The 12446-nt window shown below is 71.0% G+C and carries 14 protein-coding genes; 11 read left to right on the top strand and 3 right to left on the bottom strand.

Going from position 1 to position 12446, the window contains the following annotated elements; genetic code table 11:
* Positions 1–19 precede the first annotated feature (19 nt).
* The 5 genes from rpsB (at position 20) to ACFUUZ_RS01635 (ending at position 4343) form a co-directional block, all read left to right on the top strand.
* Complete coding sequence (gene rpsB, locus ACFUUZ_RS01655; protein WP_378691278.1) at positions 20–859, top strand: 30S ribosomal protein S2; 840 nt, start codon at positions 20–22, stop codon at positions 857–859.
* A 105-nt stretch (positions 860–964) separates the two neighbouring features.
* The gene (gene tsf / locus ACFUUZ_RS01650) at positions 965–1792 is read left to right on the top strand and encodes a translation elongation factor Ts (RefSeq protein WP_378691275.1); all 828 of its coding nucleotides are present in this window, start codon (positions 965–967) and stop codon (positions 1790–1792) included.
* A 195-nt stretch (positions 1793–1987) separates the two neighbouring features.
* Positions 1988–2716 carry a UMP kinase gene (gene pyrH / locus ACFUUZ_RS01645; RefSeq protein WP_378691272.1) on the top strand — a complete coding sequence of 243 codons (729 nt, stop codon included), beginning with the start codon at positions 1988–1990 and terminating at the stop codon, positions 2714–2716.
* Between the two features lie 66 nt (positions 2717–2782).
* Positions 2783–3340 (top strand): ribosome recycling factor, encoded by a 558-nt coding sequence (frr, locus tag ACFUUZ_RS01640; protein ID WP_378691269.1) that lies wholly within the window; start codon positions 2783–2785, stop codon positions 3338–3340.
* 52 nt (positions 3341–3392) lie between these two features.
* Positions 3393–4343: a phosphatidate cytidylyltransferase gene (locus ACFUUZ_RS01635; protein ID WP_378691266.1), complete on the top strand. Its 951-nt coding sequence runs from the start codon at positions 3393–3395 to the stop codon at positions 4341–4343.
* 4 nt (positions 4344–4347) lie between these two features.
* On the opposite strand, the gene ACFUUZ_RS01630 is transcribed toward ACFUUZ_RS01635, so the two are convergent.
* A complete protein-coding gene (locus ACFUUZ_RS01630) occupies positions 4348–4713 on the bottom strand; it encodes a lipopolysaccharide assembly LapA domain-containing protein (protein WP_378691263.1) in 366 nt (121 codons plus the stop codon).
* Between the two features lie 57 nt (positions 4714–4770).
* On the opposite strand from ACFUUZ_RS01630, the gene rlmN reads away from it, so the two are divergent.
* On the top strand, positions 4771–5880 hold the full coding sequence (gene rlmN, locus ACFUUZ_RS01625; RefSeq protein WP_378691260.1) for a 23S rRNA (adenine(2503)-C(2))-methyltransferase RlmN: 1110 nt from the start codon (positions 4771–4773) through the stop codon (positions 5878–5880).
* Here the strand turns inward: rlmN and ACFUUZ_RS01620 are convergent.
* Positions 5877–6287, bottom strand: coding sequence for a DUF5997 family protein (locus ACFUUZ_RS01620; protein WP_378691257.1), 411 nt, complete (start codon positions 6285–6287; stop codon positions 5877–5879). The genes rlmN and ACFUUZ_RS01620 overlap by 4 nt on opposite strands.
* A gap of 35 nt (positions 6288–6322) precedes the next feature.
* Between ACFUUZ_RS01620 and ACFUUZ_RS01615 the strand changes: the two genes are divergently transcribed.
* The gene (locus tag ACFUUZ_RS01615) at positions 6323–7246 is read left to right on the top strand and encodes a LysR family transcriptional regulator (RefSeq protein ID WP_378691255.1); all 924 of its coding nucleotides are present in this window, start codon (positions 6323–6325) and stop codon (positions 7244–7246) included.
* A 166-nt stretch (positions 7247–7412) separates the two neighbouring features.
* Here ACFUUZ_RS01615 and ACFUUZ_RS01610 read toward each other — a convergent pair whose 3' ends face one another.
* Positions 7413–7682 carry a DUF2631 domain-containing protein gene (locus tag ACFUUZ_RS01610; protein ID WP_378691252.1) on the bottom strand — a complete coding sequence of 90 codons (270 nt, stop codon included), beginning with the start codon at positions 7680–7682 and terminating at the stop codon, positions 7413–7415.
* A 90-nt stretch (positions 7683–7772) separates the two neighbouring features.
* Here ACFUUZ_RS01610 and dxr point away from each other — a divergent pair, with 90 nt between their 5' ends.
* The 4 genes from dxr to ACFUUZ_RS01590 all read left to right on the top strand — a co-directional run bounded on the left by dxr (position 7773) and on the right by ACFUUZ_RS01590 (position 12392).
* The gene (dxr, locus tag ACFUUZ_RS01605) at positions 7773–8921 is read left to right on the top strand and encodes a 1-deoxy-D-xylulose-5-phosphate reductoisomerase (RefSeq protein WP_378691249.1); all 1149 of its coding nucleotides are present in this window, start codon (positions 7773–7775) and stop codon (positions 8919–8921) included.
* 90 nt (positions 8922–9011) lie between these two features.
* Positions 9012–10214 carry a M50 family metallopeptidase gene (locus ACFUUZ_RS01600; protein WP_378691246.1) on the top strand — a complete coding sequence of 401 codons (1203 nt, stop codon included), beginning with the start codon at positions 9012–9014 and terminating at the stop codon, positions 10212–10214.
* A gap of 123 nt (positions 10215–10337) precedes the next feature.
* A complete protein-coding gene (gene ispG / locus ACFUUZ_RS01595) occupies positions 10338–11468 on the top strand; it encodes a flavodoxin-dependent (E)-4-hydroxy-3-methylbut-2-enyl-diphosphate synthase (protein WP_378691508.1) in 1131 nt (376 codons plus the stop codon).
* Between the two features lie 60 nt (positions 11469–11528).
* A complete protein-coding gene (locus ACFUUZ_RS01590) occupies positions 11529–12392 on the top strand; it encodes a GNAT family N-acetyltransferase (RefSeq protein ID WP_378691243.1) in 864 nt (287 codons plus the stop codon).
* Positions 12393–12446: the final 54 nt, after the last annotated feature.

Here is a 12446-nt window from a genome sequence, read left to right as displayed (position 1 = left end):
AAAGCGAGATACGGGAGCCATGGCTGTCGTAACCATGAAGCAGCTGCTCGACAGCGGCGCGCACTTCGGGCACCAGACCAGGCGCTGGAACCCGAAGATGAAGCGGTTCATCTTCACCGACCGCAACGGCATCTACATCATCGACCTGCAGCAGACGCTGACCTACATCGACAAGGCGTACGAGTTCGTCAAGGAGACGGTCGCCCACGGCGGCACCGTGCTCTTCGTCGGCACCAAGAAGCAGGCGCAGGAGTCGATCGCGGCCGAGGCCACCCGCGTGGGCATGCCCTACGTGAACCAGCGCTGGCTCGGCGGCATGCTGACCAACTTCTCCACCGTGCACAAGCGTCTGCAGCGCCTCAAGGAGCTCGAGGCGATGGAGCAGACCGGTGGCTTCGAGGGTCGCACCAAGAAGGAAATCCTCATGCTCACGCGTGAGATGAACAAGCTGGACCGGACCCTCGGCGGCATCCGGGACATGCAGAAGGTGCCCTCGGCCATCTGGGTCGTCGACACCAACAAGGAGCACATCGCCGTCGGCGAGGCGCGCAAGCTGAACATCCCGGTCATCGCGATCCTGGATACCAACTGCGACCCCGACCTGGTCGATTACCCGATCCCGGGCAACGACGACGCGATCCGCTCCGCGGCGCTGCTGACCAAGGTGGTCGCCTCCGCGGTCGCCGAGGGCGTGCAGGCGCGGGCCGGTGGCTCCGCGAGCGACGACAAGCCCGAGGCGGGCGCGGGCGAGCCGCTGGCCGAGTGGGAGCAGGAGCTGCTGGCGCAGGCCGCCCCCGCGGCCGAGGCCGAGGCCGCCCCGGCCGCGGAGGCACAGACCGAGGCTCCGGCCGAGGCCTGATCGCCCCTCTCGTTACCTGCTGTTCCAGCGGTGGTCACGGCGCACTGCCACCGTGACCACCGCTGACCGGTATTCCCACCTTTTCTCGAAGGAGGCTCGCCACCGATGGCGAACTACACCGCTGCCGATGTGAAGCGGCTCCGCGAGCTCACCGGCTCCGGAATGATGGACTGCAAGAACGCACTGGTCGAGACCGAGGGTGACTTCGACAAGGCCGTCGAGCTGCTCCGGATCAAGGGCGCCAAGGACGTGGGCAAGCGCGCCGAGCGCACCACCGCCGAGGGCCTGGTCGCCGCCAAGGGCGGCGTCCTGATCGAGATCAACTCGGAGACCGACTTCGTCGCCAAGAACGGCGAGTTCCAGGCGCTGGCCGACCGGATCGTCACCGCGGCCGCCGCGGCCAAGCCCGCCGACCTGGAGGCGCTGAAGGCGCTCGACCTGGGCGACGGTGAGACCGCCGACGGCGCGCTGCAGGCGCTCGCCGCCAAGATCGGCGAGAAGCTCGAGCTGCGCCGCGTCGTCGCGCTGGACGGCCCGGTCGCCACCTACCTGCACAAGCGGGCCTCGGATCTGCCGCCCGCCGTCGGCGTGCTGATCGAGTACCAGGGCGAGGGCGACGGGGCGGCCGAGGCCGCGCGCGCCGCCGCCATGCAGGTGGCCGCGCTCAAGGCCAAGTACGTGACCCGCGACGAGGTCCCGGCCGATCTGGTGGAGAACGAGCGCCGCATCGCCGAGCAGACCGCGCGCGAGGAGGGCAAGCCGGAGGCGGCGCTGCCCAAGATCACCGAGGGCCGCGTGAACGGCTTCTTCAAGGACGTGGTGCTGCTGGAGCAGGCCTCCGTCACCGATTCAAAGAAGACCGTCAAGGCGCTGCTGGACGACGCGGGCGTCACCGTGACCCGGTTCGCCCGGTTCGAGGTCGGCGCGAGCTGATCCGCCGCACCAGGCACTCGAAGGCCCCCCGGTGTACACCGGGGGGCCTTCTGCCGTCCCGCGCGGGGCATGAGGCAGGATAGGGGCATCCGTGTGTCGCCACCCCCGCTCGAGCGGGTGCGTCGGCGCGCCCGGAGCGCCCGCAGCCAGTACGTTCCGGCCCGCCGGAACCAGCTCTGAAGGAGATCAGCACCGATGACGGACCCGGGGATCGTTCGCCCAGGCTACGACCGGGTGCTGCTCAAATTGGGCGGCGAGATGTTCGGCGGCGGCCGGGTCGGCCTCGACCCGGACGTGGTGCAGACGGTGGCGGAGCAGATCGCCGAGGTCGTCGCCACCGGCGTGCAGGTCGCGGTCGTGATCGGCGGCGGCAACTTCTTCCGTGGCGCCGAGCTGGAGGAGCGCGGCATGGAGCGCGCCCGCTCGGACTACATGGGCATGCTCGGCACCGTGATGAACAGCCTTGCGCTGCAGGACTTCCTGCAGAAGCAGGGGGTGGACACCCGGGTGCAGACCGCGATCACCATGGGCCAGGTCGCCGAGCCCTACCTGCCGCTGCGCGCCAAGCGGCACCTGGAGAAGGGCCGGGTGGTGATCTTCGGCGCCGGGATGGGCATGCCGTACTTCTCCACCGACACGACGGCGGCGCAGCGCGCCCTGGAGATCGGCGCGGACGTGGTGCTCATGGCCAAGGCCGTGGACGGCGTCTTCAGCGCCGACCCGCGGATCGATGCCGACGCCATGCTGTACACCGAGATCACGCACCGGGAAGTCATCGAACGCGGGCTCAAGGTCGCCGACGCGACGGCCTTCAGCCTCTGTATGGACAACCAGATGCCGATGCTGGTGTTCAATCTTCTGATCGAGGGCAATATCGCCCGGGCCGTTGCCGGTGAGAAGATCGGCACATTGGTCAGGTCCTAGCAGGCCGCGACCCCGCGCGGTATCCGCCCGCGGAACCGGAATGACGACGCTGTGGAGGAAACGGTCGTGATTGAAGAAGCGCTCTTCGACGCCGAGGAGAAGATGGAGAAGGCCGTCTCGGTGGCGAAGGACGATCTCGGCTCCATCCGCACCGGGCGCGCCAACCCCGGCATGTTCAACCGGATCGTGGTCGACTACTACGGCAGCATGACGCCGATCACCCAGATGTCCAGCATCACGGTGCCGGAGCCGCGCATGGTCGTGATCAAGCCCTACGAGAAGAGCCAGATGGGGCCGATCGAGACCGCGATCCGCAACTCCGACCTCGGCGTCAACCCCACCAACAACGGGGACATCATCCGCATCTCCATCCCGCAGCTGACCGAGGAGCGCCGCCGCGAGCTCGCGAAGCAGGCCAGGGGCAAGGGAGAGGACGCCAAGGTCGCGATCCGCAACGTCCGGCGCAAGGCGATGGACGAACTCGGCCGCATCCAGAAGGATGGCGAGGCGGGCGAGGACGAGGTCGGCAGGGCCGAGAAGGAACTGGACAAGACCACCGCCAGGTACGTGGCCCAGATCGATGAACTGGTCAAGCACAAGGAAGCCGAACTGCTCGAGGTCTGAGATCCGATCGCGGGTCCGCCACGGGGTCGGGGAACGAACGGGAACTTTTGAGTTGAGCGACGGGACGATCGTGGTCGAGAAAGCCGCTGCGGCCGAGGAGCCGACGCCGCCGGGCACAGAACCTCCGCCTGCCGGGGCGGTCTCCGCGCCGACCCCGGCGCCGCAGGCGCCCGCGCAGGCCAAGGGCTCGCGGGCGGGCCGGAACCTACCGGCCGCGCTCGGCGTCGGGTTCGGGCTCGGGCTCTCGCTGATCGGCATCCTGCTCTTCGTCCCGAAGGTCTTCATCCTGGTCGCGGCCACCGCGATCGGCATCGCGACCTGGGAGGTCGCCAAGCGGCTGCGCGAGGCCGACGTGCTGGTCCCGCGCATCCCGCTGATCGTGGGCGGGCAGGCGGTGTTCTGGCTGGGCTGGCCGTTCGGCCCGAACGGCGTCGCGGGCGCCTTCGCGGCCACGGTGCTGGTCTGCATGGTGTGGCGGCTGTTCGACCACGGCCTGACCGTGGCCCCGCGGAACTTCCTCCGGGACACCGCGATCACCGTGTTCACGCTCTCCTGGATCCCGCTGCTCGCCGCCTTCTCGGTGCTGCTGCTGCTGGAGCCGGACGGCAACCTGAAGGTGCTCACCTTCATGATCCTGGTGGTCTGCTCGGACGTCGGCGGCTACGTCGCGGGCGTGCTGTTCGGGCGGCACCCGATGGTGCCCTCGATCAGCCCGAAGAAGTCCTGGGAGGGGTTCGGCGGTTCGCTGGTCTTCTCGGTGATCGGCGGGCTGCTGACGGTGACGCTGCTGCTCGAGGCGAATTCCATGATCGGCGTCGTGCTCGGCGTGGGGCTTGTCGCCGTCGCCACCATCGGCGACCTGATCGAATCGCAGATCAAGCGGGAGCTCGGGATCAAGGACATGGGCACGCTGCTGCCCGGGCACGGCGGCATCATGGACCGGCTGGATTCCATGCTGCCGTCCGCGTTCGTCGCCTGGCTGGTGCTCTCCGCGCTGCTGTAGCGGGTCAGCGCGGGTGCTTGGCCAGCCTGCGCAGCTGCAGGATGCGCAGCCCGCCGACGAGCGCCATGAGCAGCGCGCCGATGATGACGCTGAGCAGCACGGTGACGCCGAGCGGCAGGGTGAAGTCCCAGAAGAAGAGGCTCAGCGGCACCTGGTCCAGGTTCTGCAAGATGAAGATCAGCAGCACAATGAGGATGACGGCGCCCGCGACCAGCCCGCTCCAGGCGTAGCCGGTCTTCGAGGAGACCGAGACCTTCTTGCGCTGCACCGGGGCGCTGACTTCGCGCGGTGCGGTGCCGGTGGCATCGCCGAGCGGATCGGCGGTCGCCTTCGACAGCGGATTCGGTTCGGGTGCCGGCGTGGTGGTCATGCCGCACGGATACCCGCTACCAGCGCGATTACGCGCGGATGGGACACTGGGGGCATTATGGCCGTCTCCCTGCCCCTCGTCTTCGATGCCCCGCGCCGCGGGATGCCGCGCACGCATCTCGCCGACCTCGATGCGGAGGGCAGGCGCGCCGCCGTCGCCGAACTCGGGCTGCCCAGGTTCCGCGCCGACCAGATCGCCAGGCAGTACTACGCCCGGCTGCAGGCCGACCCCGCGCAGATGACCGACCTGCCCGCGCCGCTGCGCGAGCAGATCGCCGACGCGCTCTTCCCGCCGCTGCTGAGCGTGGTCAAACACGTCGCCTGCGACGACGGCAGCACCCGCAAGACGCTCTACCGCGCGGGCGACGGCACGCTGCTGGAGAGCGTGCTCATGCGCTACCCGGACCGCAACACGCTCTGCATCTCCAGCCAGGCGGGCTGCGGCATGGCCTGCCCGTTCTGTGCCACCGGCCAGGGCGGGCTGAACCGCAACCTCTCCACCGCCGAGATCGTCGACCAGGTGCGCGCCGCCGCGGCCGCGCTCCGCGACGACGAGGTGGCGGGGGGCCCGGGCAGGCTCTCCAACATCGTCTTCATGGGGATGGGCGAGCCGCTGGCCAACTACAAGCGGGTGGTGGCCGCGGTCCGCCGGATCACCGAGCCCGCGCCGGACGGGCTCGGCATCTCGCAGCGCAACGTCGTGGTCTCCACCGTCGGGCTCGCCCCCGCCATCCGGAAGCTGGCCGACGAGGGGCTCTCGGTGACGCTGGCCGTCTCGCTGCACACCCCGGACGACGAACTGCGCGACACCCTGGTCCCGGTGAACAACCGCTGGCCGGTCGCGGAGGTGCTGGAGGCCGCGCGCTACTACGCCGACACCACCGGCCGCCGGATCTCGATCGAGTACGCGCTCATCCGGGACGTGAACGACCAGCCGTGGCGCGCCGACATGCTCGGCAAGAAGCTGCACAGGGCGCTGGGGTCGCGGGTGCACGTCAACCTGATCCCGCTCAACCCCACCCCGGGCAGCGAGTGGGACGCCAGCCCGAAGCCGGTGGAGCGGGAGTTCGTGCGCCGGGTGAACGAGCAGGGCGTGCCGTGCACGGTGCGCGACACCCGCGGCCAGGAGATCGCGGCCGCCTGCGGGCAGCTGGCCGCGGAGAACTAGTAGTTCTTCTGCGGGCGGTTGCTCGCCGCCCGCTTGCGCTCGCGCTCCTCCTCGACCCGCGCGGCCTCGGCCTGCACCGCGCGCAGGTTCTCCCGCTCGCGCAGCAGCCACTCCGGCGGGTCGGCGAGCAGGGCGTCGATCTCGGCGGCGGTGAGGTGGTCGGAGACCTCGGCGCGGGCCAGCCCGCTGTTGCTGACGCCGAGCTTGCGGGCGACGACGTCGCGCGGGAACGGGCCGGTGCGGCGCAGCTCGCGCAGCCACTCCGGTGGGTCGTCGCGCAGCGCGGCCAGCTCGTCGCGGGTGATCGGGTGCGTGCGGAACTCCTCCGGCGCGGCGGGCAGGTAGATGCCCAGCTTGGCGGCGGCCGTGAGCGGTTTCATGGTCTGCGGGTTCGGCACGCCGAGCATCCTATCCGCCGGGGCGGTGCACTACTGTCACCCGGGTGAGCAGCCCCGATTCGATCGACCCCGAGCGGCTGCGGCAGTTCGTCGCGGTCGCCGACGAACTGCACTTCGCGCGCGCCGCGCGGGCGCTCGGCATCGCCAGGCAGCGGCTCAGTCGCACCGTGATCGAGCTGGAGCAGGAGCTGGGGGAGCGGCTCTTCGTGCCCGGCGCGCAGCCGACCGAGCTGACCGAGGCCGGTATGGCGTTCCGGGAGCAGGCCCTGGCGGTGCTCGCGCGGCCCGCGCCGCCCGCGCCGGAGCCCGCGGCGGCGTCGCTGCGGGTCGGCTTCGCGCCGGGGGTGACGGTGTCGAAGTGGGAGCGGATCTGGGCCGAGCGGTTCCCCGAGGTACCGCTGGCGACGGTGCCGCTGGCGCAGGCCGAGCAGGAGCGGGCGCTGCGCGCGGGCGAGGTCGACATGTGCTTCGTCCGGCTGCCGGTCGAGCGGGACGGGCTGAGCGTGATCCCGCTGTACCGGGAGCTGCCGGTCGCGGTGGTGCCGAAGGAGCACCCGGTGGCGGCGTACGACGAGATCGGCACGGCGGAGCTGGCCGGGGAGCAGCGGCACGACGGCGCCGACATCGACGGCGCGGCGGGGATTCTCGAGCTGGTCGCGGCCGGGGTCGGGATCGCGGTGCTGCCGCACTCCATCGCGCGGCTGCACGCCAGGCGTGACCTCGTCTACCGGACCGTCACCGACCTGCCGCCCACCGAGGTCGCGCTGGCCTGGCCGAGCGCGGCGACCACCGACGAGATCGAGGAGTTCGTCGGCGTCGTGCGCGGCCGGACCGCGCGCAGCACGCGCTCGCCATCGGCCCGCGCCGAGCCGCAGAAGAACGCTCGTTCCCAGCCGAAGAAGGGCGCGGCCAAGCGCAGCACCCCGCGCGCCGCGCCACCGAAGCAGAACCGCCGCCGCGGTCGCTGAGCGTGGGCCGCTCCGAAGACGTCATGCGGGGAGTGCCTGCCTGCGGAGCAGACACCCGGCCGAGCTGCCGACCGGGCCGTGCCTGGCCGTCGAGCGCGGCTCGGCGCGCTGCCGGAGCTGAGCCCGATGCCGAGCGCGGGCGGCCCGTTCCCGGCCCGACCGGGAACTACCTGGGCCGACGCCGGTAGATCGCGTCGTAGATGAAGAGGCCTGCGATGGAGAGGGCGAAGCCGATCAGGAACAGGTCCTCGACCCGGCCGTCGTGGTTGCCGATGATCATGGCGAGCAGCGCGAGCGCGACGAACCAGCCCGCGATGCGGAAGGTCCTCGGCGATTCACCGCTCCAGCCCCAGGCGGCCGACGGCACCTCGGCGGTGTCGACGCGGGGAACGACGGCGCGCTCGTTGTCGGCGGGTTCGAGTTCCGTGGCGGCCACGATCGCTCCTTCTGGCAGTGATACGGCTACTGCCCGTTATCGTGGCATACGACCGCATGTCGTAGCCAGCAGGGCTGCCACAATGGGGCGGTGTCCGACATCGTGAGAGTCCTGCTGCTCGGCAGCACCGGATCCATCGGAACCCAGGCGCTGGAGGTGATCGCCGCCAACCCCGACCGGTTCGAGGTGGTCGGGCTCGCCGCCCGCGGCGGGAACCCCGAGCTGCTCGCCGCGCAGATGGCGGCCACCGGCACCCGCAATGTCGCGGTCGCCGACCCGCGCGCCGCGCAGGCGCTGGAGCTGGAGCTGGCGGGCCCCGCCGCGGTGACCGAGCTGGTCCGCCGCACCGAGGCCGACGTGGTGCTGAACGCGCTGGTCGGCTCGCTCGGCCTGGAGCCGACGCTGGCCACGCTGGAGTCCGGCACCCGGCTCGCGCTGGCGAACAAGGAGTCGCTGGTGGCGGGCGGCTCGCTGGTGACCCGCGCGGCCGCGCCCGGGCAGATCGTCCCGGTCGACTCCGAGCACTCGGCGCTCGCCCAGTGCCTGCGCGGCGGCCGCGCCGACGAGGTGGACCGGCTGGTGCTCACCGCATCCGGCGGGCCGTTCCGCGGCTGGACCGCCGAGATGCTGGCGAACGTGAACCCGGCCGAGGCCAAGGCGCACCCCACCTGGGCCATGGGCCTGATGAACACGCTGAACTCGGCCTCGCTGGTGAACAAGGGGCTGGAGCTGATCGAGACGCACCTGCTCTTCGGCGTCCCGTACGACCGGATCGACGTCACCGTGCACCCGCAGTCCATCGTGCACTCCATGGTCACCTTCACCGACGGCTCCACGCTGGCGCAGGCCAGCCCGCCGGACATGAAGCTGCCGATCGCGCTGGCGCTGGGCTGGCCGGACCGGATTCCCGGCGCGGCGCCCGCCTGCGACTTCGGCACCGCCGCCACCTGGACCTTCGAACCGGTGGACAACGAGGTCTTCCCCGCGGTCGAGCTGGCCCGCCGGGCGGGCACGCTCGGCGGCAGCGTGACCGCGGTGTACAACGCCGCCAACGAGGTCGCGGTGCAGGCCTTCCTGGACGGCGCGATCCGCTTCCCGGAGATCGTGCGGATCGTCACCGAGGCCGTGGAGGGCGCGGAGCGGTGGCGGGCCGAGCCGGGCTCGCTCGCCGAGGTGCTCGCCGCCGACGGGTGGGCGCGCTCCTTCGCCGCCGCGGCGGTGCGCGGCCGATCGGCCTGATCGGCCGGGCTGGTACGGTGCCGCACCGCTACTGTTGATCGCAGGCGTCCGGCGCCGCGGGGCAGAATTCGCAGGAGGACTGGAGTTCAGATGGTGTTCGCGTTGGGCTTCGCCCTGTTCGCCCTCGGCATCACGATCTCGGTCGCGCTGCACGAGTGCGGCCACATGTGGGCGGCCAAGGCGACCGGCATGAAGGTGCGGCGCTACTACATCGGCTTCGGCCCGAGGATCTTCTCGTTCCAGCGCGGCGAGACCGAGTACGGCCTCAAGGCGCTTCCGCTCGGCGGCTTCTGCGACATCGTCGGGATGACCGCGCTGGACGAGGTGGAGCCGGAGGATCTGGACCGGGCCATGTACCGGCAAGCCACCTGGAAGCGCATGGTGGTGATGTTCGGCGGGATCGCGATGAACTTCCTGCTCGGCTTCCTGCTCATCGTGGTGCTCGCCGTCGGCTGGGGGCTGCCGCAGCTGGACCCGGTGGAGACCAAGCTCGGCGCGATGAGCTGCGTGGCGACCGCCAACCCGGACGGCACCCTGCAGGAGTGCACCGGCACCGGCCCGGCGCAGCGGGCCGGGCTGCAGCGCGGCGATGTCGTCACCGCGGTGAACGGCGTGCCGGTCAGCACCTGGAAGGACTTCCAGCGCGAGACCCAGAAGCAGACCGGCACCTTCGACTACACGATCGAGCGTGACGGGGCCGAGCTCACCGTCGCGGTGACGCCCGAGCGCACCACCCGCTACGACGAGCAGGGGCAGAACCCGCGCGAGGTGAGCGCGGTCGGCGTCGGCTCGTACGGCGCCGAGCCGCCGCAGAAGTACGACCTGCTCGATTCGGTCCCGGCCTCGCTCGTCTTCACCGGCGACATGTTCGTGCGCACCCTGGAGTCGCTGGCCCAGATGCCCGCCAAGGTGTCGGCGCTGTGGACCGCGGTGACCGGCGGCGAACGCGACCCGGAGACCCCGGTCAGCGTCTACGGCGCCAGCCGGATCGGCGGCGAGACCGCCGAGCGCGGGCTCTGGGGCATCTTCATCCTGGTGCTCGCCAGCCTGAACTTCTTCCTCGGCGCCTTCAACCTGCTCCCGCTGCTTCCCCTGGACGGCGGGCACATGGCGGTGGTGCTGTACGAGAAGGCACGCAACTCGCTGCGCGCCTGGCGCGGGCTCGCCCCCGGCGGCCCGGTCGACTACCTGAAACTACTGCCGCTCACCTACGCGGCGGTGGTCATCGGCGGGGCGTACATGGTGCTCACGCTCACCGCCGACATCGTGAACCCGGTGAAGCTGTTCCCCTGATCACGCCTGTCATCGGCCTCACACCGAGCGCACTTCCGGAGCGCGACTAAGCTCGATGGCGCAACGGCTCGACCACGCACGTGAGGAAGAAGGCAGCCGACAGTGACCACCATCGGATTGGGGATGCCCGCCGCGCCGGCGGCCGTCCTCGCACCCCGTCGCAAGACCCGCCAGCTCATGGTCGGCGGTGTCGGCGTCGGCAGCGATCATCCGATCTCGGTGCAGTCCATGACGACCACCAAGACGCACGACATCAATGCCACGCTGCAGCAGATCGCGGAGCTCACCGCCTCCGGCTGCGACATCGTCCGGGTCGCCTGCCCGCGCCAGGAGGACGCCGACGCGCTGCCGACCATCGCGAAGAAGTCGCAGATCCCGGTGATCGCCGACATCCATTTCCAGCCGCGCTACATCTTCGCCGCGATCGACGCCGGGTGCGCCGCGGTGCGGGTGAACCCCGGCAACATCAAGGAGTTCGACGGCCGGGTCAAGGAGGTCGCCAAGGCGGCCGGTGCCGCGGGCATCCCGATCCGGATCGGCGTGAACGCGGGCTCGCTCGACCAGCGGATGCTGGCGAAGTACGGCAAGGCAACGCCGGAGGCGCTGGTGGAGTCGGCGCTCTGGGAGGCGAGCCTCTTCGAGGAGCACGGCTTCGGCGACATCAAGATCTCGGTCAAGCACAACGACCCGGTGGTCATGGTGGAGGCGTACCGGCAGCTGGCCGCGCAGAGCGACTACCCGCTGCACCTCGGGGTGACCGAGGCGGGGCCCGCGTTCCAGGGCACCATCAAGTCGGCGGTGGCGTTCGGCGCGCTGCTCGGCGAGGGGATCGGCGACACCATCCGGGTCTCGCTCTCCGCCCCGCCCGCCGAGGAGATCAAGGTCGGCGGGCAGATCCTGCAGTCGCTGAACCTGCGGCCGCGCAAGCTGGAGATCGTCTCCTGCCCGTCCTGCGGGCGGGCCCAGGTCGACGTCTACACCCTCGCCAACGAGGTGACCGCCGGGCTGGAGGGCATGGAGGTGCCGCTGCGCGTCGCCGTCATGGGCTGCGTCGTGAACGGCCCCGGCGAGGCGCGCGAAGCCGATCTCGGCGTCGCCTCCGGCAACGGCCGCGGCCAGATCTTCGTCAAGGGCGAGGTCATCAAGACCGTCCCCGAGGCGCAGATCGTGGAGACGCTCATCGAAGAGGCCATGCGCATCGCCGAGGAAATGGGCGACGCCCAGTCCGGCGAGCCGGTGGTGACCGTCGGGTAGAAGGTCAAGGTTCGGTACTAGCTGTACCGCTGTGGCCCGGTTCGTGGCAGGCTGGGCTTCGTGCGGAGTCTGCTGGAGCCGGCGCGTCGGGCGCGGCACCCGGCCGCGCGACAGCTCGCGAACCGGGATCTCGCGCAGGTGCTGCGCGTCCTGGATACCGATCCGGTCGCGTCGTGCATGGTTGCGGCCCGATTGCAGGAGTACGGCCTGGACGCCAGGTACGGCTACGGGGAGCTGTGGAGCCGGGGCGACCCCGGCGAGTCGCTGTGCTTCTCCGGCGCGAACCTGGTGCCGCTGCGCGGCGACGCCGCCTCGGTGAAGGCCTTCGCCGAACGGGCGCTGCGCTTCCCGCGCATGTGCTCGTCGGTGGTCGGCCGCCGCGAGCTGGCGCTGCCGCTGTGGGAGGCGCTGGCCGGTCACTGGGGGCCGGAGCGCGAGGTGCGCGGCGTGCAGCCGCTGCTCGCCATGGCCGGGCAGGCGACCATCCCTGCCGACCCCGAGGTGCGCAAGGTGCGCCCGGACGAGCTGGACCGCTACCTCGAGGCCGCCATCGCCATGTTCATCGAGGAGGTCGGCGTCGACCCGAGGGCGGGCGACGGCGGCCGCGGCTACCGCAGGCGGATCGCCGGGCTGATCGAATCCGGGCGCGCGTGGGGGCGTTTCTCCGACGGCGAGGTCGTCTTCAAGGCCGAGGTCGGCGCGCTCTCCCGGCGCACCGGGCAGATCCAGGGCGTGTGGGTGCACCCCGAGCACCGCGGGAAGGGGCACGGCGCCGCGGGCACCGCCGCGGTCGCCAACGCGGTGGTCGCCTCCGGCCGCACCGCGAGCCTCTACGTGAACGACTACAACGGCGCAGCCCGCCGCGCGTACCGGAAGGTCGGCTTCCAGCAGATCGCCACCTTCGCCACCGTTCTGCTGGACTGAGCGGGCGAAACCCCGGTGTGTAACCGGGGTTTGCCGGGCGATCGCCGATTACCA

It is taken from the genome of Nocardia sp. NPDC057353, assembly GCF_042667085.1.
In the GTDB taxonomy this organism is placed as follows: domain Bacteria; phylum Actinomycetota; class Actinomycetes; order Mycobacteriales; family Mycobacteriaceae; genus Nocardia.
The sequence above is the reverse complement of the archived record's forward strand: the minus strand, read 5'-3'. Positions and strand labels throughout refer to the sequence as shown.